General features: G+C 72.4%; 19 protein-coding genes. 8 read left to right on the plus strand and 11 right to left on the minus strand.

Annotation, left to right across the window (positions count from 1 at the left end; genetic code table 11):
• Positions 1–192: 192 nt before the first annotated feature.
• Positions 193–2607 (minus strand): ABC transporter family substrate-binding protein, encoded by a 2415-nt coding sequence (locus ACF07V_RS00760; RefSeq protein ID WP_392150735.1) that lies wholly within the window; start codon positions 2605–2607, stop codon positions 193–195.
• A 200-nt stretch (positions 2608–2807) separates the two neighbouring features.
• Between ACF07V_RS00760 and ACF07V_RS00765 the strand changes: the two genes are divergently transcribed.
• From ACF07V_RS00765 to ACF07V_RS00780, 4 genes are read left to right on the plus strand one after another with little or no spacing between them, the layout of a single operon-like run.
• Positions 2808–3035, plus strand: coding sequence for a hypothetical protein (locus tag ACF07V_RS00765; RefSeq protein WP_392150736.1), 228 nt, complete (start codon positions 2808–2810; stop codon positions 3033–3035).
• A gap of 16 nt (positions 3036–3051) precedes the next feature.
• Entirely contained in the window at positions 3052–3882 is an 831-nt protein-coding gene (locus ACF07V_RS00770; protein WP_392150737.1) for a hypothetical protein, read from the plus strand.
• Positions 3883–3892: 10 nt separating this feature from the next.
• Positions 3893–5770, plus strand: a complete 1878-nt coding sequence (locus tag ACF07V_RS00775) for a fumarate reductase/succinate dehydrogenase flavoprotein subunit (RefSeq protein WP_392151349.1) — start codon at positions 3893–3895, stop codon at positions 5768–5770.
• Positions 5767–6537: a succinate dehydrogenase/fumarate reductase iron-sulfur subunit gene (locus ACF07V_RS00780; RefSeq protein ID WP_392150738.1), complete on the plus strand. Its 771-nt coding sequence runs from the start codon at positions 5767–5769 to the stop codon at positions 6535–6537. Before ACF07V_RS00775 ends, ACF07V_RS00780 begins: the two co-directional genes overlap by 4 nt.
• 63 nt (positions 6538–6600) lie before the next feature.
• Here the strand turns inward: ACF07V_RS00780 and ACF07V_RS00785 are convergent, their stop codons facing one another.
• Both ACF07V_RS00785 and ACF07V_RS00790 read right to left on the minus strand, forming a co-directional pair.
• Positions 6601–7356 carry a transglutaminase domain-containing protein gene (locus ACF07V_RS00785; protein ID WP_392150739.1) on the minus strand — a complete coding sequence of 252 codons (756 nt, stop codon included), beginning with the start codon at positions 7354–7356 and terminating at the stop codon, positions 6601–6603.
• 60 nt (positions 7357–7416) lie between these two features.
• Entirely contained in the window at positions 7417–8442 is a 1026-nt protein-coding gene (locus ACF07V_RS00790) for a hypothetical protein (RefSeq protein ID WP_392150740.1), read from the minus strand.
• A gap of 139 nt (positions 8443–8581) precedes the next feature.
• Here ACF07V_RS00790 and ACF07V_RS00795 point away from each other — a divergent pair, with 139 nt between their 5' ends.
• Both ACF07V_RS00795 and ACF07V_RS00800 read left to right on the plus strand, forming a co-directional pair.
• Complete coding sequence (locus ACF07V_RS00795; protein ID WP_392150741.1) at positions 8582–10684, plus strand: TPM domain-containing protein; 2103 nt, start codon at positions 8582–8584, stop codon at positions 10682–10684.
• A gap of 29 nt (positions 10685–10713) precedes the next feature.
• Complete coding sequence (locus ACF07V_RS00800; protein WP_392150742.1) at positions 10714–11421, plus strand: PspA/IM30 family protein; 708 nt, start codon at positions 10714–10716, stop codon at positions 11419–11421.
• 48 nt (positions 11422–11469) lie between these two features.
• Here ACF07V_RS00800 and ACF07V_RS00805 read toward each other — a convergent pair whose 3' ends face one another.
• From ACF07V_RS00805 to ACF07V_RS00830, 6 genes are all read right to left on the minus strand, one after another.
• Positions 11470–14040 carry a SpoIIE family protein phosphatase gene (locus tag ACF07V_RS00805; RefSeq protein WP_392150743.1) on the minus strand — a complete coding sequence of 857 codons (2571 nt, stop codon included), beginning with the start codon at positions 14038–14040 and terminating at the stop codon, positions 11470–11472.
• A 144-nt stretch (positions 14041–14184) separates the two neighbouring features.
• Entirely contained in the window at positions 14185–14607 is a 423-nt protein-coding gene (locus ACF07V_RS00810; protein WP_392150744.1) for an ATP-binding protein, read from the minus strand.
• A 143-nt stretch (positions 14608–14750) separates the two neighbouring features.
• Complete coding sequence (locus ACF07V_RS00815) at positions 14751–15236, minus strand: (deoxy)nucleoside triphosphate pyrophosphohydrolase (RefSeq protein ID WP_392150746.1); 486 nt, start codon at positions 15234–15236, stop codon at positions 14751–14753.
• Between the two features lie 40 nt (positions 15237–15276).
• A complete protein-coding gene (locus ACF07V_RS00820; protein WP_093874257.1) occupies positions 15277–15456 on the minus strand; it encodes an SPOR domain-containing protein in 180 nt (59 codons plus the stop codon).
• A gap of 155 nt (positions 15457–15611) precedes the next feature.
• On the minus strand, positions 15612–17339 hold the full coding sequence (locus tag ACF07V_RS00825; protein WP_392150747.1) for a purine-cytosine permease family protein: 1728 nt from the start codon (positions 17337–17339) through the stop codon (positions 15612–15614).
• A gap of 172 nt (positions 17340–17511) precedes the next feature.
• Positions 17512–18264: a GntR family transcriptional regulator gene (locus ACF07V_RS00830; RefSeq protein ID WP_041131058.1), complete on the minus strand. Its 753-nt coding sequence runs from the start codon at positions 18262–18264 to the stop codon at positions 17512–17514.
• A 212-nt stretch (positions 18265–18476) separates the two neighbouring features.
• On the opposite strand from ACF07V_RS00830, the gene ACF07V_RS00835 reads away from it, so the two are divergent.
• Entirely contained in the window at positions 18477–19820 is a 1344-nt protein-coding gene (locus tag ACF07V_RS00835) for a glycoside hydrolase family 18 protein (RefSeq protein WP_392150748.1), read from the plus strand.
• A gap of 178 nt (positions 19821–19998) precedes the next feature.
• On the opposite strand, the gene ACF07V_RS00840 is transcribed toward ACF07V_RS00835, so the two are convergent.
• Together ACF07V_RS00840 and ACF07V_RS00845 are read right to left on the minus strand one after the other, a co-directional pair.
• The gene (locus ACF07V_RS00840) at positions 19999–21066 is read right to left on the minus strand and encodes a DUF4190 domain-containing protein (RefSeq protein WP_392150749.1); all 1068 of its coding nucleotides are present in this window, start codon (positions 21064–21066) and stop codon (positions 19999–20001) included.
• Positions 21067–21310: 244 nt separating this feature from the next.
• Complete coding sequence (locus ACF07V_RS00845) at positions 21311–22885, minus strand: S8 family serine peptidase (RefSeq protein WP_392150750.1); 1575 nt, start codon at positions 22883–22885, stop codon at positions 21311–21313.
• Between the two features lie 173 nt (positions 22886–23058).
• Here ACF07V_RS00845 and ACF07V_RS00850 point away from each other — a divergent pair, with 173 nt between their 5' ends.
• Positions 23059–24171 (plus strand): threonine synthase, encoded by a 1113-nt coding sequence (locus ACF07V_RS00850; RefSeq protein WP_392150751.1) that lies wholly within the window; start codon positions 23059–23061, stop codon positions 24169–24171.
• Positions 24172–24220: the final 49 nt, after the last annotated feature.

The raw sequence follows: 24220 nt of genomic DNA on the forward strand, positions 1-24220 counted from the left end.
CACGGCTATGTCCTATGGTACGGGGCTGCCGTGCAAGGGGCTTCCCCGGCTGGATCCGAGAGGGTCTACTGGGAGGTTTCAGGGTGTGGGGAAAGTCATGCGGTCCGGGTCAAGGGGCCGACGCGATCCTGCCCGCCGGGGTCTCCGGCGGGCAAGGAACTTGAGCTGCTTCTGAGGTTGTGACCTGCGCATTCAGTGGTTTCTCTGGGTACCCTTGGTCGTTTCGGGCTTCTTGAACCCGATGTCCTGGTAGCGGGGAGCGGCGAGACCCCAGGCGCCGGCGTTCACGAGATCGGCGCGGGCGGCGACGAGCTGCGGGCGCTGGTAGAGGGGGATGGAGCCGGCCGCGGCCCAGATCCTGGCGTCGGCCTGGCGCACGAGCTCGCGGGCCTCCTCCTCGTCGAGCGTCCCGGCCGCCTGGTCGAAGAGCTGGTCGATGCGGTCGGTGCCGACCCGGGAGTAGTTCTGCTCGACCAGGAGCGAGCCGTCGGAGGCGGGCTCGGGCTTGGCGAAGATCGGCCGGGCGTCGGTCGCCGGGAAGGCGGAGGCCGGCCAGGAGTAGAGGGCCAGGTCGTAGTCGCCGGAGGCCACGTGGTCCTTGAAGAAGCTGTCGTCGGAGACCTTGACGACCTCGGTGCGGATCCCGACCGCGTCGAGCATCCGGACGATGCGGTCCCCGACCGCCCGCAGCGACTCGGAGCCCGGCCCGGACGGCAGGACGAAGCGGAGGCTGAGCGCCTTGCCGTCCTTGCCGAGGGCCTTGGCCTGGGCGGCGTCGGGGGCCGTGACCGGGGCGGCGGTGCCGCGCGGGGCGTAGGCCCCGGCCATCCCCTGGTCGGGCTTGGGGGCCGACTGGGCGGTGCGGGCGGCGCCGGAGCCGGTGTCGAGGGCCTCGGCGCGGGCGAGGAGCGCGGCGCTCTGGCGGGCGGCGGCGGGGGCCGGAGCGAGGATGTCGGTGCCGTTCCCGGGGCCGCTCGCGCCGAGGGCGGGGGCCGCTCGGCGGTCGCCGGGCTTGTCGTCGCCGACGATGTAGAGGCCCTCGTCGGAGGCGGTGTCGCTCGCCTGCTTCTTGGCGTCGGTGGAGCCCTCGCCCTTCTTGGCCTTCTCCGCGGCCTTCTTCTCCGCCTCCTTCTTCTCCGCCTCCTTCTTCTCCGCCTCCTTCTTCTCCGCCTCGCTGCCCGCCTTGGTGCCGGCGGGCTTGCGGAGCGCGCCGCCGGGGACCCAGCCGGCGTCGGCGAGGAGCGCCTGGGCCTCCTTGGTGTCCTGGCCGCCGAGCGCGTCGCTGCTGTCCGCGTACGCCGCCTGGCCGGCGAGGGCGAGGTGGCTGCCGGGGGGCTTCGCGGGGAGGCCCAGCGGCTTGAGGACGGATTCGGCGAGCTCCTGGCGGTCGATGGCGCGGGCCACCGCGCGCCGTACCCGCTCGTCGGCCAGGGGGCCGGACTCGCCGTTCAGCGAGAGCTGGGTGTAGGCGGGCTCCAGGGACTTGCGGACCACGTACTTCGCGAGGGTGTCCTGGGCGCTCGCGTACCGGGCGGTCGCCTCCTGGTTCTCCTTGCGGGCGGCCTTGACCTCGGCCGCCTTCTCGTCGTCGGAGCCGTGGGCCAGCGCCCAGGACTTCAGGGCCTTGGAGGGGGTGATCGTGGAGCCGGGGCCGTGGGCGAGGGCGGCCTGGGCGCCGTTCCGGCCGGCGCGGGCGTCGCGGACGGCGAGGGAGATCCGCTCGGCCACGGACCGGTCGATCTCGGCCAGGTCGAGGTCGCCGGCGGAGAGGGCGGCGGCCCGGTCGGCCCGGGGGACGGCCTTGAGGACGACGCTGTCGAGCTTGGCCTGCTGTCCCCACCAGCGGGGGTTGCGGGCGAGGGTGACGTCTCCGCCCTTCCGGTCGACCGCCTTCAGCAGGAACGGTCCTGCAGTGGCCTTGAGGGTGGTGCGCGCCCCGTCGTTGAAGGAGTTCGGGGAGCCCATCACCTGCTTGGGGTAGAGGGGCGTGAAGAGGGACTGCCAGTCGGCGTAGGGCTTGGCGAAGGTGACCCGGACCTCCAGGTCGTTCTTGCCTCGCTCGATCTTCTCGATCCGCTCGTAGCCCGAGTTGCGGGCGGTCCAGTACGCGGTGTCGCGGCCGCTCAGGGCGCGCCACTGGGCCACGAAGTCGGCGGCCCCGATCTCGCGCCCGTCGCTCCAGACCGCCTGCTGGTTGAGCTTGTAGAGGACGACCTGCTTGGGCTCGGTCTCGACGACCTGCGCGGACTCCAGGTAGTCGGGGTTCAGCTCGGGCCGGCCCCGCTCGTCGATCGTGTAGAGGGAGGGGAGCACGGCTCCGGCGATGCGCGCGGTGGTGCCGTCGGCGTCGGCCTGGAAGGCGTTGAGCGTGGTGGGCAGCGCGTCGACGGCCCAGCGGAGGGTGCCCCCGTCGGCGACCCGGTCGCGTGGCGCGGGCGCGTTGTCCTGGGCCGCCGCCGGGGTCTCGTCGGCCTCGTCGCCGGAGCTGCAGCCGGCCAGGACGGTGACCGCGAGGACCGCGCTGGTGAGGGTGGCGACGGAGCGGAGCGTGCGGGAGCGGGGGCTCCTGGAGCATGTCCTCCCGCGAGGGGCGCCGATCTGGGACATGACTTGTACCCCTTCGTCCAGATTTATGCCATTTGGAGATGATCAGACCTATTGCTCATACACTGAAAAGGACGGAGCGGATCCGGCCACGGCGACACGACGGCACGAACGGCAAAGCCCACTCGTGCGGCCCAACCGCCCGTGCACACGACTTCCCAAGCGGGATGTGACGCGCGACACTCACGAAGGTGAGGGCAACCATGTCCGTTCAGGACGACCTGGCGGCCGTCAAGCGCCGCTTGCAGGACCTGGAACACACGGTCGACGAGCTGGAACGCCGCGTCGGGGCGGAGCGGGGCGCGCCTCCCGCGCCGACCTCCGGCCGTGCGGACAGCATGGTGACCATCCCCGACGCCCCGTACGACGCCGGGAAGTGGACCGACGTCGACGACGAGGGCCTGGGAGCACGCGACCGCCACGCGCCGTAGAGCCGAGGAGGCCCTGTTGGCCACAGGTACTCAACCCCCGACGAGTCATGGAGCGGCGACGGGGGTGCGCTCCCCGGGGCGCGCCGCCATCGCCGCCCGCCATCTGCGGACCGACCGCTGGTGGCTCTCCCCCGCCGCCACCGCGGCCGGACTGCTCGCCTTCGTCGCGTACTCGACCTGGCGGGCCTTCGCGAACGCCGACTACTACGCGGCCCCCTACGTCTCCCCCTTCTACTCGCCCTGCCTCGCGGAGAACTGCGTCCCCATGCGGGGCGGGCCGAACTGGGCGCTCTTCGGCAGCTGGTGGGGGCTCTCCCCCGCCCTGCTGATCCTGGTCTTCCCGCTGGGCTTCCGGCTGACCTGCTACTACTACCGCAAGGCGTACTACCGGGGGTTCTGGGCGGCTCCCCCGGCCTGCGCGGTGGCCGAACCCCATCGCACGTACACCGGCGAGACCCGTTTCCCACTGCTCCTGCAGAACCTCCACCGGTACTTCTTCTACGCGGCGGTGCCGGTCGCCGGGATCCTCACGTACGACACCGCGCTGACCTTCCGGAACGCCGACTACGCGTGGGGCCACGCCGGGCTCGGGACGCTGATCTTCCTCGTCAACATCGTCCTCATCTGGGCGTACACCCTCTCCTGCCACTCCTGCCGGCACATCGTCGGCGGCCGTCTGAGGCACTTCTCGAAGCATCCCGTCCGCTACCGGCTGTGGACGTGGGTGGGGCGCCTGAACCGGCGTCACATGCAACTCGCCTGGGCGTCGCTGATCAGCGTCGCCGTCTGCGACCTGTACGTGTACCTGCTCGCCACCGGCGCCTTCGACGACCCGAGGTTCTTCTGACATGAGTCCTGTGAGCTCCGTGGAACGGCAGCGGTGGGACGTGGTCGTGGTCGGCGCGGGCGGCGCCGGGCTGCGGGCCGCGATCGAGGCGCGCCGGGCCGGCGCGCGCACCGCCGTCATCTGCAAGTCCCTCTTCGGCAAGGCGCACACGGTGATGGCCGAGGGCGGCATCGCCGCCTCCATGGCGAACGCCAACGAGCACGACGACTGGAAGACGCACTTCCGGGACACCATGCGCGGCGGGAAGTTCCTCAACCAGTGGCGGATGGCCGAGCTGCACGCCCAGGAGGCGCCCGAGCGGGTCTGGGAGCTGGAGACCTGGGGCGCGCTCTTCGACCGCACGGCGGACGGCCGGATCTCCCAGCGCAACTTCGGCGGCCACGAGTACCCGCGGCTCGCGCACGTCGGCGACCGCACCGGGCTCGAACTCCTGCGGACCCTCCAGCAGAAGGTGGTCGGGCTCCAACAGGAGGACCACCGCGAGACCGGCGACCACGAGGCGCGCCTGAAGGTCTTCCAGGAGTTCACCGTCACCCGGATCCTCAAGGACGGTCAGGGGAGGGTCGCCGGGGTCTTCTGTTACGAGCGGGAGAGCGGGCGCTTCCTCGTGCTGGAGGCGCCCGCGGTCGTCCTGGCGACCGGCGGGATCGGCAAGTCCTTCAAGGTGACCTCGAACTCCTGGGAGTACACGGGCGACGGCCACGCCCTCGCCCTGCTCGCCGGGGCGCCCCTGGTCAACATGGAGTTCGTGCAGTTCCACCCGACGGGCATGGTCTGGCCGCCGTCCGTGAAGGGGATCCTCGTCACCGAGTCCGTACGCGGCGACGGCGGGGTGCTGCGGAACTCCGAGGGCCGGCGCTTCATGTTCGACTACGTCCCCGACGTCTTCAAGGAGAAGTACGCCGAGTCGGAGGAGGAGGGCGACCGCTGGTACGAGGACCCCGAGCACAACCGGCGCCCGCCCGAACTGCTGCCGCGCGACGAGGTGGCCCGGGCCATCAACGCCGAGGTGAAGGAGGGGCGCGGCTCCCCGCACGGCGGGGTGTTCCTGGACGTGTCGACCCGGATGCCGGCGGAGACCATCAAGCGGCGGCTGCCCTCGATGTACCACCAGTTCAAGGAGCTGGCGGACGTCGACATCACGGCCGAGGCGATGGAGGTCGGGCCGACCTGTCACTACGTGATGGGCGGTGTCGCCGTCGACTCGGAGACGGCGGCCACCGTCGGGGTGCCCGGGCTCTTCGCGGCCGGCGAGGTCGCGGGCGGCATGCACGGCTCCAACCGGCTCGGCGGGAACTCCCTCTCCGACCTCCTCGTCTTCGGGCGCCGGGCCGGTCTGCACGCGGCGGAGTACGCGGCCGGGGCCACGGCCGACGAGGTCGGCGAGGAGGCGGTGGCGGCGGCCCGGACGGAGGCGCTGGCCCCGTTCCGGGACGGTACCGCGGAGAACCCGTACACCCTCCACCAGGAGCTCCAGCAGACGATGAACGACCTCGTCGGGATCATCCGGCGGGAGGGCGAGATGGCCGAGGCCCTGGAGCGGATCGCCGCCCTCCGGGAGCGGGCCGGGCGGATCTCGGTCGAGGGGCACCGGCAGTTCAACCCCGGCTGGCACCTCGCCCTCGACCTGCGGAACATGCTCCTGGTCAGCGAGTGCGTGGCCCGGGCCGCCCTGGAGCGCACCGAGTCCCGGGGCGGGCACACCCGCGAGGACCGTCCGGTGATGGAGCGGTCGTGGCGCCCCGTGAACCTGCTGTGCCGGGCCTCCGGAGGGGGCGGGATCGAGCTGGAGCGGGTGCGGACCGAGCCCATCAGGCCCGATCTGCTCGCCCTCTTCGACAAGGAGGAGCTGGCGAAGTACCTGGCGGAGGAGGAGCTGGACGCATGAGCACGTATCAGGCCCACTTCCGGATCTGGCGGGGCGACGCCGACGGCGGGCAACTGACCGACTACACCGTCGAGGTGCACGACGGCGAGGTGGTCCTCGACATCGTCCACCGGCTCCAGGCCACCCAGACCCCCGACCTGGCCGTGCGCTGGAACTGCAAGGCGGGCAAGTGCGGGTCGTGCTCGGCCGAGATCAACGGCCGGCCCCGGCTGATGTGCATGACCCGGATGTCGGTCTTCGCGCGGGACGAGGTCGTCACGGTGACGCCCATGCGGGCCTTTCCCGTCGTCCGCGACCTGGTCACGGACGTCTCCTTCAACTACACGAAGGCCCGGGAGATCCCGGCGTTCGTCCCGCCCGCCGGGCTCGGCCCCGGCGAGTACCGGATGAAACAGGAGGACGTGGACCGCTCGCAGGAGTTCAGGAAGTGCATCGAGTGCTTCCTGTGCCAGGACACCTGCCATGTGGTGCGCGACCACGAGGAGAACAAGCAGGCCTTCGCCGGGCCCCGCTTCCTCATGCGGGTCGCGGAGCTCGACATGCATCCCCTGGACGCGGCCGAGGAGGCCGGACTCGACCGGCGGCGGACCGCGCAGGAGGAGCACGGCCTCGGCTACTGCAACATCACCAAGTGCTGCACCGAGGTCTGCCCGGAGTCCATCCGGATCACCGACAACGCCCTGATCCCCCTGAAGGAGCGGGTCGTGGACCGGAAGTACGACCCGCTCGTCTGGCTCGGGAAGACGATCCGGCGGCGGAAGACCTGACGCCGGACGCCGCACCCCTCGTCAGAGCCGCCTCAGGCCGCCGCGCCCGCGCCGGACCGGGCCTCAGGCCGCCGCGCCCGCGCTCCAGCGGCCGAGGACCGGCTCGGCGAGGGTGCGGGCGGTTCGGCACAGGGTCTGCCCGTGGAGTTCGAACAGCTCGTCGCGCGAGGAGAAGCGGCCGAGGTCCGTCCGGAGGTGGGCGGACAGGTCGCAGGGGGCCGAGCCGGCACACGCGGCGGGCGCGTCCCAGTCGACGGTGGTCCGGGCGACGGCCTCGAAGAGCGTCTCCGCACCGGAGTTGGTGAAACCGCCGCCGTGCTCGGCGGGGCCGAGACCGGTGAACAGCTCGGCGATCGGGACCCAGGCGCCGTCGAGCAGGAACTCCGGCCAGGCCAGCAGCACCTCCTCCGGGACGAACGCGCGCAGCTTCGGGAACCTCGGGTACCAGAAGGTGCCGTCGACGAGCAGACCACGCACCCGGGTCGCCACGCCGAGGGACCGGGCCACCGCCTCCAGGACCGCCATCCGCTGGCTGCACGAGCCGCGGCCGAGCCGCAGCGTGCGCGACACCCGGCGCCGGTCCCCGACCGAGTACACGGGCCGCACGGCGGTGACGAGGATGCCGTGCGCCGCCTGGAGCCGGGCGCGGTCGGTGACCGCCCCCCGCGCCCCGGCCTCACGCAGCACCCGGGCGGTGAGCCCGGTCACGAGCGGGTGCTCCAGGTCCAGGATCGGAGTGGCCCGGGTGGACCCGGCCACCTCCCGTGCGGGCGCGTCGAGATCACGCGTGCGGACCGGCATCAGCAGACGGCTGGTCATGGCGTACTTCCCCCCTTGGTGACGGCCTGGTCCGGCCGTCAGGCCTCATCCTGCACCAGCTCAGAGCCAGCCCGCGCGGTAGGCCGCCCAGTCCCCCTCCTCGGCCGCGAAGTCGACGTACAGCGCGAGGCCGAACCGCTTGCGGCCGGGGTCGGTGCGGCCGAGGCCGAGGCGCGCGCCCTCGACGGCCGCGGCGACCGTCTCCGCGTTCTCGTGGTGGCCGAGGTCGTCCTCGTGGAAGAACGGCAGGCCCATCAGCAGGTCCGTGGTCTCGGGCGTCACTTCGAGGGCGAGGGCCGTCTGCTGGGCCACGTACCCGCCGTACAGGCTCTCCAGCGGCATCCAGGTGTCGTACGACATGACGGCGATCTGGTCGACGCGCCGGGCGACCTCGCCGAAGAACTCCTGCGACCACCACTTCTCGCTGCCGTTGGAGCTGACCGTGCCGAGCACCGTGTGGGCGCCGGGCAGCGGGTCGATCTGGTGGGCGGCGACCGAGAGCGGGACCTTGCGGGCCCGGGTCAGTTCCCCGAGGCCGTCGAGGAGGGTGAGGTAGTCCCGGTCGTCGGAGTGCAGCGGCTCCAGGTCGAAGTGGACCCCGTCGAAGCCGGCGTCGAGGATCTGCCGGGCCGAACCGACCACGGCCCGGCGTGACCCGGCGTCCTCCAGGCGCAGTCCCACGGGCCCCTCGGTGGCGAGGACGTCCCCGAGCCAGGCCTGCACCCGGATCCCGGGCATCGTCCGGTGCACCCCGTCGATCAGCCACCTGGCGCGGGGGTACTTGGCGGCCGGCAGGGTGCCGTCGTGCTCCAGGGGCCCGGCGTGCACGTACAGGTCGCGTATGCCGCTGTCCTTCAGACGTGCGGCGAGGGCCGCGAGGTCGGCGTCCTTCTTCCGTCCGTCGACCCAGGCGTGCCCGATCCAGAAGGCGTCCTTGCCACGGGTCCTCGCGTCGTCCCTGAGGTCCCCCGTGTAGCTGACGCGCAGGGCCAGGGCGCCGAAGAGCGGGGGCACCACGAGCAGCAGGACGAGGCCCAGGACCCACCAGCGCCCCCGCCGCCACACACGCCTCAGCCGTCCGTCCACCCGAGCCCCCCAAGAGCCGTCGTGTCAGTGGGGACCACCGTAGCGGTGGCTACCGACAGTGACGCTCAGGGCAGGGGAACGGTTTCAGCCCGTACAGGTCCGGTCGCGGGCGAACATATGCGGACATAACCTCCCCTTTGTGACGCGAATAGCCACCCGAGCCCTCCTCGCGGTGCTGGTGGCGGCGTGGTGGCTCCTCGTGCCCGCCGTACACGGTGCCCACGCCGACGACCCCGTCGCCCTGTCCCGGGACGGGCAGATCACCGACCGGGTGGACGCCCTCGGGGACCGCCGCGCCACCGTGGTCCAGGCCCTCGACCGGCTCTACGACGACCGTCGCGTCCAGCTCTTCGTCGTCTACGTACGGGACTTCTCCGGGCGCTCGGGCCAGGACTGGGCCGACGCCACCGCGGAACGCAACGCGCTCGGCCTCGACGACGTGCTGCTCGCCGTCGCCACCCACGACCGGCAGTACGGCTACTCGGCCGACCCCGGCTCGCGCCTCACCCAGGCCCAGCTCGACGAGGTCGCCAGGACCGCGATCGAACCGGCCCTCCGCCAGAACGACTGGGCCGGCGCCGCCATCGGCGCGGCGAACGGCTACGACGCCGTCCTCGCGGGACAGCCCGTCCCCACCCCGGCGATCACCCCCGGCCCCGCCGATCCCGGCGCCCCGGCCGACGACGGCACCTCGGCGGCCGACCTCGTCCTGCCCCTGGTGCTCGTCGGCGGCGCGGGGGCCGTGGCGGCCTACGCGTACACCAAACGGCGGCGGCGCACCGAGACCCGCACCACGCCGGGCGGCGGGCAGGGTTGGGGCCCTCCGAAGGAGTCCGCGCCACCCTCCCTGGCCGAACTCGACGGGGAGGCCCGCCGGACCCTGGTCGCCACCGACGACGCCGTCCGCACCAGCCAGGAGGAACTCGGCTTCGCATCCGCCCAGTTCGGCGAGGAGGCGGTGCGCCCCTTCACCGAGGCCGTCGACTTCGCCGAGGAACAGCTGACGGCCTCGTTCCGGCTGCGGCAGAAGCTCGACGACTCCTTCCCCGAGGACGACTCCACCCGCCGGAGCATGCTGGACGAGATCCTCCGCCGCTGTGCCGAGGCGAACGCGCGTCTCGACGCCGAGACGGAGGACTTCGACCGGCTCCGGGCCCTGGAGCGCACCGCCCCGGAGGCGCTGGCCACCGTGGAGGCGGCCTTCCGGGAGCAGACCGGACGGATCGGGACCGCCGAGGCGGCGCTCACCGCGATGCGCGAGCGGTACGCCGAGTCGGCGGCCGCACCGGTCGCCGGCGCCGCGGAACAGGCGAAGGACCGCCTGGTCTTCGCGACGGCCCACGTCAACCAGGCCCACCAGCGGATCGACGCCGGTGACAACGGCGGGGCCGCCCTGCACATCCGGGCCGCCGAAGGCGCGGTGGACCAGGCGGCCCGGCTGATCGAGGCGGTGGACCGGCGGGCGCGCGAGCTGGCCGAGGCCGTGGGGAAACTGACGGGCGCGCTCGCGGAGACGGACGCGGACCTGGCGGAGGCCCGTGGACTGCTGAAGGGGACCGCCGAGGGGGTGTCCACGGCCGATCTCCAGGGCCGGATCGCCCGCGCCGAGTCGGTGGCCGCCGAGGTACGGCGGCACGTGGACGCCGGGCGGTACGACCCGATCGACGCCCTGCGCCGGGTCGAGGAGGCCGACGCGGCGCTCGACGAGACGCTGGAAGGCGCGCGGGAGCGCGAGTCGGGTGCGCGCCGGGCCCGCGCGCTCCTCGATCAGGTGATGCTGACGGCCCGTTCGGCGATCGGGGCGGCCTCCGACTACATCACCACGCACCGGGGCGCGGTCGGCAGTGAGGCCCGTACGCGCCTCGCCGAGGCCCGGCGCCGCTGGGAGAAGGCGAGGACGCTCGCGGCGGCGGACGACCCGCAGACGGCCCTGGTGGAGGCACAGCAGGCGGACGCGCTGGCGCGGCGCGCCCAGGACCTCGCCGAGCAGGACGTCCGCACGTATGGGAACCCGAACGGCCTGGGCGGTGTAACAGGGGTGGGTGGAAGCGGTGGCGGGGGGCTCGGCGGTGCGGTGCTCGGCGGCATCATCCTCGGCGGACTGTTCGGCGGGGGCGGCAGAGGCGGGGGGTCCGGCAGTGGAGGAGGGGGCGGTTTCGGGGGCGGAGGTTTCGGCGGCGGGCCCGGCAGCTTCGGTGGCGGCGGCACGCGCGGCCGGCTGGGCGGCGGAGGCCGTTTCTGAGTTCCACCGGATCCCCAAGGAGCAGTTCCATGAGCAAGCAGACCATTCTCGGCCGGGTCACCCAGCTGGCGAAGGCGAACATCAACGCCCTCCTCGACCAGGCGGAGGATCCGCAGAAGATGCTGGACCAGCTCATCCGCGACTACGCGAACAACATCGCGGAGGCGGAGGAGGCGGTGGCGGCGACCATCGGCAACCTCCGGCTGATGGAGCAGGACCATCAGGAGGACGTGGACGCGGCGAAGGAGTGGGGCGAGAAGGCGCTGGCCGCCAGCCGCAAGGCGGACGAGCTGCGGGCGGGCGGGCAGACGGCGGAGGCGGACCGCTTCGACAACCTGGCGAAGGTGGCGCTGGGCCGCCAGCTGCAGTCGGAGAAGGAGGCGCGGACGGCGGAGCCGACGATCGCCGCGCAGACCGACGTGGTGGCGAAGCTCAGGACCGGCCTCGACCGGATGGGGACCAAGCTGGGCGAGCTGAAGGCGAAGCGCGACGAGCTGGTCGCCCGGTCGAAGTCGGCCGACGCCCAGAACCGGATGATGGACGCCGTGCAGAGCATCGACGTGCTCGACCCGACGAGCGAGCTGAGCCGCTTCGAGGACAAGGTGCGCCGGGAGGAGGCCCGGGCGCTGGGCAAGCAGGAGCTCGCCGCCTCCTCGCTCGACGCCCAGTTCGAGCAGCTGGACGCGCTCGGCGACAGCGCCGAGATCGAGGCCCGGCTGGCCGCGCTCAAGAGCTGAACCGGCGCCTCCTCCGGCGGCGGTCGGAACTGCACAGGCGCCTGGTGGTCAGAACATGCTCAGGAGCTGTTCCACCGTGGGCTCCGCTGCTCCCTCGCCGTCCGGCAGGGCCAGTTCGAACCAGACGGTCTTGCCGCGTGGAGTGCGGCGGGAGCCCCAGGAGGAGGAGAGCAGTCCGACGAGCTGGAGACCACGGCCGCCCTCGTCGGTGTCCCGGGCCCTGCGGCGGCGCGGCTGGACAAGCCCGGCGTCCCAGACCTCGCAGACGAGGGTGCGGTCGCGGAGCAGGCGGAGCCGGATCTCCCCCTCCCCGTAGCGCAGGGCGTTGGTGACGAGCTCGCTGACGAGGAGTTCCACGGTGTCGACGAGCGGTTCGAGGTCCCAGGCCGCGAGCTGGGCGCGGGCGAGTTCACGGGCCCGGCCGACCGAGCGGGGTTCCCTGGGGAGCCGCCAGTCGCCGACCGCCTCGCTGGGCAGCCCCTGGATCCTGGCCATGAGGAGGGCGATGTCGTCCTCGCCGTGGCCGGTGTTCAGGCTGGTGAGGACCCGGTCGCAGACGTCCTCCAGGGGGCGGGACGGGTCGGTGAGGGCGCGCCGGAAGGCCTGGAGGCCCTCGTCCAGCGGGTGGTCGCGGGATTCGACGAGCCCGTCGGTGTAGAGGGCGAGGAGGGCGCCCTCGGGAAGCTCGACCTCGACCTCCTCGAAGGGTTCCCCGCCGACGCCGAGCGGCATCCCGGGGGGTACGTCGAGGAGCATGGCCTCCTCGCCCGGTTCGACGAGCACGGGCGGGAGGTGCCCGGCGTTGGCGAAGGTGCAGCGGCGGGTGACCGGGTCGTAGACGGCGTAGACGCAGGTGGCGAGGTAGACCTCGGAGAGTTCGGGGCCCCGGTTCTTGTGGGTGCGGGACTGCTGTGCGCCGATGGGGGCGCCCAGGCCGCGGGCGATCTCGTCGAGGTGGGAGAGGACCTCGGCCGGCTCCAGGTCCAGCTGGGCGAGGGTGCGGACGGCGGTGCGGAGTTCGCCCATGGCGACGGCGGCGCGCAGGCCGCGGCCCATGACGTCGCCGATGACGAGGGCGGTGCGGTGGCCGGGGAGTTCGATGACGTCGAACCAGTCGCCGCCGACCTCGGTGGCGGCGGTGCCGGGGAGGTAGCGGCAGGCGATGTCGAGTCCGGCGGCCTCGGGGTCGCCGGGCGGGAGCAGGCTGCGCTGCAGGATCAGGGCCCGCTCGTGCTCGCGGCGGTAGAGGCGCGCGTTGTCGATGCAGACGGCTGCGCGGGCGGCGAGTTCGACGGCTAGGGCCCGGTCGCGCTCCCCGAAGGGCTCGCTGCCCTTGGTGCGGGAGAACTGGACGAGACCGACGACGGTGTCGTGGGCGGTCATCGGGACGACCAGGGTGGACTGGACGAGGTCTCCGTCGGAGCCGGGGACCGTGCGGACCCGTCCGGTGCGCAGGGCTCCGGCGCAGGGCGAGTTGAAGGGGTAGCGGTGGACGGCCCCGACCTCGATGGGGACGGGTCCGCAACAGCCGCTGCCCGGGCCGTGGCCCTCGTCGGTTCTGAGGGGGGTGTCGGAGACGGCGCTGGCGGAGGCGACCCTGCGGAGTTCGGCGCTGCCCGCCCCGTAGCCGACGTCGTGGGAGTTCCCCCAGCGGCCGGGCGGTGCCTCGTCGCCGGTGAGGAGGCCCTGGTAGAGGTCGACGGAGGCGAGGTCGCAGAAGCCGGGGACGGCGACGTCGAGGAGCTCGCGCGCGGTGGCCTCCAGGTCGAGGGAGTTGCCGATGCGGGCGCCGGCCTCGTTGAGGAGGGCGAGGTTGCGGCGGGCGCTTGCGGCTTCCCTGGCGGCGTTGTGGCGGCGGGTGACGTCGATGCCGAGCCCGGCGACGCCGATCGGCCGGCCGGAGCCGCTGTGGACGCGGTAGAGGTTGATGGACCAGTGGCGGCGGTCCCGGGCGCCGGGGGCGGCGCCGACGATCTGGAAGTCGGTGACGGACTCGCCGGTCTCCAGGACTCGCCGGAGCGCGGTGGTCATCCGGTCGGCCTCGGCGGGGTTGAGGTAGTCATGGACGGTCCGGCCCCGGTGGTCGTCGGCTTCGCCGCCGAAGACGGTGGCGAAGCGCCGGTTGGCCCGCTTCACGGTGAGGTCGGTGCCGAAGAGAAGGAAGCCGAAGGGGGATTGGCCGAATATCGCCTGGGAGGCGGCGAGGTCGGTCTCGATGCGGCGGAGGGCGCGCACGTCGACGACGATGCACAGCGCGGCCCGTTCCCCGGCCTCCGTCTCGCTCGGCATGACGTACATCTCGGCGATGCCCCGGGGCCGGTCCTCACCGGGCATACGGAACGGGACGAGGCCCGTCCACTCCTTGCCGTCGAGGATCTCCTTGACCCGTCGGTGGCCGCGCTCGCGCAGGTCGGCGGGCATGAAGGCCTCGACGGGGTCCTTGCCCCTGGCCTCCTCTGCGGTCACTCCGAAGAGGTCCACGGCCCGTCGGCTCCACTGCTCGACGAGGCCGTCGGGCCCGATCGAGAAGGACGCCACCCGTATGTAGTCATAGATGGAGCCGGGCGGGCTGCTCTGCCACACGACGCCGCCGCTCGCCGTCTCAGGTATCTCGCTCACGCGACCGTCCCCTCCAGCTCACCGCACCGGACCGGCCATGCCCGCAGTATTCAATACGGCAGGCCCCGACGGCACGACGTTCCCGATCACAGGGTGGTCTCGTTCGTCCCTCGCCGAGTACCGGTGATCGTTGTCCCACCCTGTTTACTCACCAGGGAGAGCCAGCTCGAACCATACGGTTTTGCCGGTCCTTCCTCTACGGGTCCCCCAGCGGCGTGCGGAACAGGCCACGAGACCGAGGCCACGGCCCCCTTCGTCCTCGGGCCCGGGGGCCCGCTCGGTGGGCGGATCCGGAAGCGGATCGGAGACCTCCACCAGGAGTGCCGGCGGGTGCGCCGGGTCGGCGGCGTCGGAGCGGGGACGGACGAGCCGGACCCCGATGGGGCCGGAGGCGTACCGCAGGGAGTTGGTCACCAGCTCGCTGACCAGCAGGACGGTCAGGTCACCGAGGGCCTTGTCGAGCTCCCAGGCACGCAGGGTCTCGCGCACCGCGTGGCGAGCCGTGCGCACGGCGTTCGCTTCCGCCGGGAAGCTCCACTCCGCGCGGTCGCCGTCGGTGTCGATCACACCCGATCACTTCCCCAGCCGTGCTTCAGCAGGAAGGTCCATGCCCCCTCCCAAGGGGTCATTCTGGACATACCCGCTATTTAGGACGGGATATCCCGACGGGGGCGTCAGCGGGCGCACGGTGGCACGAACGGCGTAGGGGCTCAGCCGCGCGCTCCGTCGGCGGGCTCCGCCGGCAGTCTCCGCGCGGCCTCGGCGACGGCGGGGCGGTCCTGGTCGAGCCAGTCCACGGAGTCCAGCTCGTACCGGGAGAGCCAGCGGAGCTCGTCGTGGTCCTCCAGGGGGCGCGGGTCGCCGGAGAGCAGTCGGGCGGTCCACACCCGCAGGACGTATCCGGGCTTCAGCGCCCACTCGCCGGGGATGCGCTCACCCGGCTCGACCTCCACGCCGAGCTCCTCCCGGAGCTCGCGGACCAGGGCCTCTTCCGGGCTCTCGCCCGGTTCGAGCTTGCCGCCGGGCAGCTCCCAGCGGCCGGCGAGCTCGACGGGGGCGCTGCGGCGCGCGGCGAGCAGCCGCCCCCGGTCGTACAGGGCGCCCGCGACGACGACCACGACGCCGGCTCCCTGGCCGGGGCCGGCGTCGCGGTGGGGCTCGTGGGGCGTGGTGGGGTCGGTGGTGCGTTCCGTCATGGGCGCGAGCGTAGCCCGGCCCGGTCGGCGTCCGCCGGGGTCAGAGGGCGGGGCTGCCGATGCGCTCGACCCAGTAGAGCTGCTTGTGGCCGCGGTCGTCGAGACTGTCCGCGATCTTCTGCGCCTCGTCCTTGGTCGCGTACCGCCCCACCCGGTAGCGGTTGCCGTTGTCGTCCTGCCGTATGACGAGCCAGGGAAGGACGGGGCCGCTGTCGGTCATCAGGCTTCTCCCTCCGCCGGTCCGGGCGCCTCTAAGGATCTCCGGGAAACCGCAATCCGCATATGCCGGAGCTTACGCCTGACCTTCACACAGCGGATACGGGTTTTCACAAAGAGGCACGGATCGGCCGGGAACCGACGGAGGGAGGCCGAAGGTCACACCCCGGGCGCCGCCGCGGGGACGGTCGGCACCGGCATGAGGACGGGGCCGCCCGCGGCCTCGGGGTCCTTGCGGCAGACGTCCCCGCACGTGGCGTCGAGCGAGCAGCAGAGGGAGCAGACGGGGCCGGAGCGCACCGGGCAGTCGGCGATGTCCGGCAGTTCGTAGGCCGTCTCGCACTCGGCGCAGGTGTGGGTCGCGCGCTCGTCGGCGACCTCGGCGCCGGGACCGTTCACGGTGTTGGGGCGGGCCAGGTAGTAGCGGCCCTTGGTCGCCCACGCGATGAGGGGGCAGAGGACGACGGCGAGCCCGGCGGCGATGAAGGTGGAGAACGCCTCGGCGTAGGTGCCGAAGAGGCCGAAGAAGGCGAGGATCGACACGACGGAGGCGATGACCATGGCCCCGAAGCCGGCCGGGTTCACGGCGTACAGGTAGGCGCGCTTGAACTCGATGTACGGGGGGCTCCAGCCGGCCCGCTTGTTGATGACGAGGTCGGCGGCGACGGCCGCGATCCAGGCGATGCCGACGTTGGAGTAGAACCCGAGCAGCTTGTTCAGGGCGGCGAACATGTTCATCTCCATCAGCGTCAGCGCGATGGCGAGGTTGAGGAAGATGTACCAGACGCGCCCGGGGTGCCGGTGGGTGACGCGGGAGAAGAAGTTCGACCAGGACAGCGAGCCGCTGTAGGCGTTGGTGACGTTGATCTTGACCTGGGAGACGATCACGAACAGCGCGGCGGCGGGCAGGGCGAAGGAGCCGAGCCAGGGCCTGAGCGCCTCGATCTGCGGGGCGATCGGCTCCAGGGCATGGGTCTTGCCGACGGCCTCCAGGGCGACGAAGGCGAGGAAGGCGCCGCCGAGCTGCTTGGCCGCGCCGATGACGACCCAGCCGGGGCCGGCCGCGAGCACGGCGAGGTTCCACCGGCGGCGGTTCGCCTCCGTCTTCGCCGGCATGAACCGCAGGTAGTCGGCCTGCTCGCCGATCTGGGCGATCAGGGAGAGCGCGACGCCGGTGCCGAGACCGAAGCCGATCCACGAGAAGCCCGCGCCGGCGCCCTCCGTACCGCCGAAGGAGGCGAAGGCGCCCCAGGCGTCGGGGGCTTCGAAGGCCAGGACGGCGAAGGGCAGCACCAGGCCGACGATCCAGATCGGCTGGGTCCAGGCCTGCACCTTGGCGAGGGCGCCCATGCCGCGGAAGACGATCGGGATGACGATCAGGGTCGTGACGAGGTAGCCGATCTCCACCGGCAGACCGACGGCCTGGTGCATGGCCTGGGCCATGATCGAGCCTTCGAGGGCGAAGAAGATGAAGGTGAAGGAGGCGTAGATGAGCGAGGTGAGCGTGGAGCCGAAGTAACCGAAGCCGGCGCCGCGGGTGATGAGGTCCATGTCCAGGCCGTATCTGGCGCAGGCCCGGGCGATGGGGATGCCGGTGAGGAAGATGAGCACGGCGGCGGTGAGGATCGAGGCGAGCCCGCTGCCGAAGCCGTAGGTGAAGACGATCGAGGCGCCGATCGCGAAGTCGGCGAGGTAGGCGATGCCGCCGAGCGCGGTGCCGGCGACGGTCCCGGGCGACCAGCGCCGGAAGGAGTGCGGGGCGTACCGCAGGGAGTAGTCCTCGCGGCTCTCGTCCGCGGCCAGCTTGGCGTAGCTGCGGCGGGGTCCGGCGGGCGGCGGGGCGGCCGCGCCCTGGTCCGGGGTGGGTGTGGTGACCGTGTCCGTCATGGGGGTTCCTGTCGTCCGACCGGGTCGCGGGTACGGACGAGGAAGGTAGGAGCCGCGCGTGACGACGGCCGACGGCACGTGATTGCCGGGCCGTTACACGAGCTGACGCCCCGTTAACTCCGGGTCACACCCCCCGGACGCCGGGCCCCGCTGAACGGTCACCGCCCCGGCGTCACCTCACCGGCAGGTGGTACGCGATGCGGTAGCGGTCGGCCGGGACGACGACGTCGGCCGTCTCGACGGCGCGGCCCGAGGCGTAGTACGTGCGCTCCACGACCATGACCACGTGCCCCGGCACCCCGCCGAGGGCCAGGAGTTCCTCGGCGAGGCCGGGCCGGGCCCCGACCTCCTCCACCACGTTGTCCACGACCACGTCGATGGCCGCCATGCGCTCGACGACTCCGCAGCCGCCCAGCGGGCCCTCCTCGGGCAGCATGACCGGCGTCCGGCCGGTGACGGCGAGGGGCTCCCAGGAGGTGGAGACCATCATGGGCTCACCCCCGTCCCGGTACACGTACCGCGTGCGCATCACCCGCTCCCCCGGTTCGATGCCGAGCCGCTCGGCCACCTCGGCGCTCGCCGGCTCCTGCTCGCTGCGCGACTCCCAGGTGCCGCGGGCCCCTTCGGCGGCCTGCTCCTGCCGGAAGGGGCTGGCGCCGGACGCCGGACGGTACCCGGAGCGGGCGATCCGCCGCGGGACGGGGCGCTCGCGCACATAGGTCCCCGAACCCGAACGCCCCTCCACGAGCCCCTCGGCCATGAGCACCTTGCGGGCCTCCAGCGCGACGGTGTCCGACACCCCGTACTCCTCGCGGATGCGTGCCTGCGAGGGGAGGCGGGTATGCGGCGGAAGCGAGCCGTTGGCGATCTTCTCCCGCAGATCGCTCGCCACGCGCAGATAGGCGGGCTGCTCACCGAACGTCACTGGACACTCCCCTCAGGTTGACTGACAGCTACAGCCTGACAACCGAACGTCGCGATCCGCAAGCATGGGCCAAAGTTTCACTCGAAGTGATGACGCTCCCGGCTACCCGCGGTCACCCCCGAGGGGTTCCGCCACACCCCTTGCGCTCTATTGGTCCAGACCAATAGGTTCCTGCCCGCACGCTCCCTCCCGCCTCGCACAGGAACGAGCCCATGCGCCCCAGAGCCCTGACCAAGCTGACCCTCGGCACCGCCGCCGCGGCCGCCCTCGGCCTCCTCGCCACCCTGGCCCCCGCCGCCGACGCCGACCCACGGCCCCCGCACGCGTCCGCGTCCGCGTCCGCGTCCAAGCGGATCGGCTACTTCACCCAATGGGGCATCTACGGCCGGAACTTCCAGGTCAAGGATCTGCAGGCGAGCGGCACCGCCGCCAAGCTGAGCCACATCAACTACGCCTTCGGCGTGGTCGGTCCGGACGGAAAGTGCCTCATGGGCAACGCCCCCGGCTCGGACCCCTGGGCCGACTACGTCCGCCCCGTCGACGCCGCGAACTCCGTGGACGGCGTCGGCGACACCGCCGACCAGCGGCTCGCCGGGAACTTCAACGAACTGCGCGAACTCAAGGCGAAGAACCCCGGCCTCAAGGTCATGATCTCGCTGGGCGGCTGGAGCGGCTCCGCGCACTTCTCCGACGCCGTCCGCACCGACGCCGGACGCAAGGCCCTCGTCGCCTCATGCCTCGACACGTACATCAAGGGCGACCTGCCCGTCGACGGCGCCCGCGGCGGTGCCGGGGCCGCCGCCGGACTCTTCGACGGCGTCGACCTGGACTGGGAGTGGCCGGGCTCGGACGGCGCCCCGGGGAACGTGGTCCGCCCCGAGGACAAGCGCCACTTCACCCAGCTCGTACGGGAGTTCCGCACACAGCTCGACGCGTACGGGCGCTCGCTGCCGCAGCGCAGGCACTACGACCTCAGCGCGTACGTGCCCACCGCCCCCGCCAAGATCGACGCGGGCTTCGAAGTCGCCGCGATCATGCGGGACTTCGACTTCGTGAACCTCCAGGGCTACGACTTCCACGTCTCCGGCGAGAAGACCACCGCCCAGCAGTCCGCGCTCTTCGCGAAGGACGACTTCAGTGTCGACCAGACCGTCAGGGCCTGGCTGCGGCGCGGCGCCCCCGCCCACAAGCTCGTGGTCGGCATGCCCTTCTACGGCCAGGGCTGGACCGGTGTGACCGGCGGCGGCGACGGACTCGGGCAGCCGGCGGCCGGCCCCGCCCCGGCGACCTGGACGGCCGGCTCGGAGGACTACAAGCACCTGAAGAAGCTGGCCGGTTCGGGGACGTACACGCTGTATCGCGGGCCGCGGAACGGCCACGCCTGGCTCTTCGACGGCACCACCCTGTGGACGTACGACGACCCGACCGTGCTGCGCGCCAAGGCGTCCTACGTCCGGCAGCGCGGGCTCGGCGGCGCGATGGTCTGGTCCCTCGACGGGGACACCGCGGACGGCGAGCTGATCACGGCCATCGACCGGGGCCTGACCCGGCGCTGACACCCCTCGCCCCACCTCCCCATGAGCCGCGGACCGGGCACCCCGCCGCTCACGGTGTTCCGGAACGGCGGTCGGTCACGGGCCGCCGTCCCCGGTCCGCCGTCCCCGGTCCGCACACGACGGGGCCGGGCCTCCCGCGGAGGGAGACCCGGCCCCGTTCGTCCGTCCCACGCCCGGCTCAGGCCTGGGTGCCCTCGCCCTTCGGCGGGGTGCCCGTCAGGCCGAGCGCGGTCCGCGCCTCCGCGCCGAGGTCCTCGGGAAGGGCGTCCCAGGCGGTCTCGTACGCGTCCCAGTAGGCGTCCGCGTCGGTGGCGCCGGCGAGCTTGCTCCAGCGCTTCGAGGCCGTGTCGAGCTGCTTGCGGAGCGCCGCGACCGGGGCTGCGGAGTCGCCCGGCCAGGTGTGCTGCCCGAGGCCCGAACGGGCCGCGTCGATCGCCACCAGAAGCTCGGCGGCCCATTCCTTGTTCGACGCGAAGTCCTCGTCGGGGTCTTCCTCCGGCTCCTCGTAGACGCTCTTCTCGATCGGGTTCACGGTGATCAGGAAGAAGCTCTGGTCGAGGTTGAGCGTGGTGCTGTCGGAGCGCAGCGAGCCCGAGAACTTCTGCTTCTTCTCGCTGGCGAAGACGCAGGTCACCAACCGGTCGCCGGTCCGCCAGCTCTCCTTGCTCGGCTGGTAGTAGTAGGTCCAGACGTGCTCCGGGATCGCCCAGGTGTCCATCGCGTACCCCGCGTTGACCTTCTCGCAGCGGTTCGCCGCGAGGTCGTCCAGCGCGTCGTCACCGGGAAACCTGTCGAAGCCGGTCACCTTGAAGTCGCCCGCGACCTCGCCGTCGTGCGGGCGGTCACAGTCGACGATCTTGATGTCCGTCGTGTAGTCCTCCAGCTTGCCGTCGCCGCTGAAGCACTGCCCGGTCCGCAGCTGGAACGGCGTCCTGGCGCCGGCGGCCTCGTCCACGCCCTTCTTGAAGCCGTTCCAGGCCGAGCCGATGCCGCCGGTCGCGAGGCCGACGACGAGCAGCAAGGAGCTGAGGGCGGAGAGCACGATGCCGGCGATCGCGAGCCCCTTGCCCGTCTGGTCCTTCTTCTTGATCTGCGGCAGGGCGACGAGGCCGAGGACCAGACCGAGGGGCGGCAGGCAGCACACGATGCCGGAGACGAGGGAGCCGACGGCCAGTCCGTTGGTGGAGCGGCGCGGCGGCTGCCCGTAGGGGACGGCGCCGGGCTGGCCGTACGGGGTGTAGGGCATCCCCGGGGAGGTGTACGGCCCCGGGGCGGGCCATCCCCCGGGCTGCGGACCACCCCCGGGCTGCGGACTGCCTGCGGGCGGCGGTCCTCCTGCGGGCGGCGGGGTCGGCTGGCTCGGCTGGCTCGGCTCCACGGGTGCGTGCTCCTGTTGCGGACGGGCGATGCGAACAAACGCTCGGGCGCGCATCGTACGGAAGGGGCGGCCGCCCGCAGGCGACCGCCCCCCTCTTTGCGTCAGCTGCCGATCAGAACTGCAGGGCCCAGGAGTCGATCTTCCCGGTGTCGTAGTTCGCGTTGTCCGTGACCCGGAGCTTCCACGTGCCGTTGGCGACCTCCGAGGAGGCGTTCACGGTGTAGGTGGTGTTGATGTTGTCCGCGCTGCCGCCGGTGCCGAAGGCCTTCAGCGTGTACGCCGAACCGTCGGGGGCGATCAGCTGGACCTGGAGGTCACCGATGTACGTGTGGACGATGTTCACGGGCACCTGGAGCGCCGAGGGGGCGTTGCCCGAGACGCCGCTGACGGTGACCGGGGACTCGACGGTCGCGTTGTCGTTGATCGCATAGTCCGCGGTGTTCTCGAACTTCGGGCCGGTGGGCGGCGGGGTCGTGCCGCCGCCGACGTACAGCAGCTTGTTCGGGGAGCCCGATCCGGGGCTGGTGACGACGTTCGGGGTGGCGGCGCTCACGAGGGCCGTGGAGACCTGCGCCGGGGTCGCCGTGGGGTTGTCCGCCAGGTACAGGGCGGCGGCGCCGGCGACGTGCGGGGTCGCCATCGACGTACCGGAGATGGTGTTGGTGGCGGTGTCGCCGGTGCCCCAGGAGGACGTGATGGAGGAGCCCGGGGCGAAGAGGTCGAGGCCGCTGCCGTAGTTGGAGTAGCTCGCCTTGGCGTCGCTCGACGTGGTGGCGCCGACCGTGATGGCCTCGGCCACGCGCGCGGGTGAGTGGTTGGCGGCGTTGTCGGTCTCGTTGCCGGCGGCGACCGCGTAGGTGACGCCGGAGGCGATCGAGTTGCGGACGGCGTCGTCGAGGACGGAGTCGACGCCGCCGCCGAGGCTCATGTTGGCGACGGCCGGCTTGACGGCGTTCCGCGTGACCCAGTCGATGCCCGCGACGACCTGCTCGGTGGTGCCGGAGCCGGAGTTGTCGAGCACACGGACGCCGACGATCTTCGCCTTCTTGGCGACGCCGTACGACGTGCCCGCGACGGTGCCGGCGACGTGGGTGCCGTGACCGTGGCCGTCCTGGGCGGTGTTGTCGTTGTCGATGGCGTCGTAGCCGTAGGAGGCGCGGCCGCCGAAGTCGGTGTGGGTGATGCGGACGCCGGTGTCGATGATGTACGCGGTGACGCCCTGGCCCGCGGAGTCCGGATAGGTGTAGCTCTGGTTCAGCGGAAGGGCCTTCTGGTCGATCCGGTCCAGGCCCCAGGAGGGCGGGGAGGGCTGGGTGCCGTCGATGTGGAAGACGCGGTTCTGGACGACGGACTTCACGGCCGGGTCGGCCGCGAGCTTCCGGGCCTGCGCCTCGGAGAGCTCGACGGAGTAGCCGTTGATCGCCGAGGTGTACGTCCGCCTGATCTTCGCGCCGAACTTGGCCGCGACGGCCCGGCCCTTGGCGGTCTCCGCCTGCGCGGACTCGTCGAGGGTGACGATGTAGCTGCCCGGGACGGTCCCCTCGGCCCCGGCGTTCTCGATGACGCCCTCGGGGGCGGCCGGTGCGGCGGCCGCCGGGAGGGCGGTGAGGGAGCCGAGCGCGAGGGCGGCTACGGCGATGGCCGCGGCGGTGGCCGTCCGGCGGCGTGGTGCGCGCATCACTGACATGTGGGGGGTCCTCCTCGTGGGGGGTAAGGCAGGAGTGCGGCATGGACATGTCAATACGACACGGGAAGCCCGCGCCGTCCCGAACGTCCGGCTGCCGAGCGAAAGGTTGACTGATCCATAGGAATCGCACAAGGGCCCGCACAACTCCGCAACACCCGGGCCACGCCGCTGACATGCTGGCACTCATGACCGCCTACGAGTGCCCTCGCTGCCGGATCCAGTCCCCCGTCTCCGCCCTCACCTGGTGTTGTCCGAAGTGCCGCGGCCCCTGGGACCTCGCGTTCACGAGTGCACCGGTCTCCCTCCCGTCACTCGCATCACGTGTGAATTCATTGTGGCGTTACGAGGAGGCGCTGCCTCCGCTCCCGTACGGGCCCGAGGTGAGCCTCGGCGAGGGCCGCACACCGCTCGTCCGTCTCACCGACTCGGTTTCGGCCAAACTCGACTTCCTCATGCCGACCCTGTCCTTCAAGGACCGGGGCGCCGCGCTGCTCGCCGCGCACGCCCGTCGCCTGGAGCCCCGCACGGTCCTCGCCGACAGCAGCGGCAACGCGGGAACGGCGATCGCCGCGTACGGCGCGCGGGCCGGGCTCGACTGCGTCGTGTACGTCCCCGAAGGCACGTCCCCGAAGAAGCTGGAGCAGATCCGGGCGCACGGTGCCCGGGTCGTCGAGGTGCCCGGCGACCGCGAGGCGACGGCCCGGGCGGCGCGCGAGGCGGCGGACGACGAGGGGGTCTTCTACGCCTCGCACGTGTACAACCCGTACTTCCTGCACGGCACCAAGACCTACGTCTACGAGCTGTGGGAGGAGCTGGGCGGGCGCCTCCCGGACACGATCGTCGTCCCCGTCGGCAACGGCACGCTGCTCCTCGGCGCCGCCCTCGCCGTCGAGGAGCTGTACGGCCACGGGCTCGTCGAGCGCCGGCCCGCGCTCGTCGCCGTCCAGGCCGAGGCCGTGTCCCCGCTGGCCGCCGCCTTCCACGCGGGCGCGGAGGACCTCACGGAACCGGCCCCGTCGCGCGCCACCCTCGCCGAGGGCATCGCGATCCCGGCCCCGCCCCGCGCCCGGCAGATCCTGCGGGCGGTGCGCGCGACGGGCGGCACGTTCCTGACGGTGACGGAGGAACAGATCCGCGCCGCCCAGCGGGACCTGGCCCGCCGGGGCCTCTTCGTGGAGGCGACCGGCGTGGCCTGCTGGGCGGCGGTGAGCGCGACCCCGCCCCGCCCCGGGCTCACGGTGGTGCCGCTGTGCGGGGCGGGCGCGAAGACGGGTCTCGCGGCGTAGAGGTGATGGGCCTCGCGGCGTAGAGGACGGGTCTCGCGGCGTAGAGGAC

Source organism: Streptomyces sp. NPDC015661 (assembly GCF_043077765.1).
Lineage (GTDB): Bacteria > Actinomycetota > Actinomycetes > Streptomycetales > Streptomycetaceae > Streptomyces.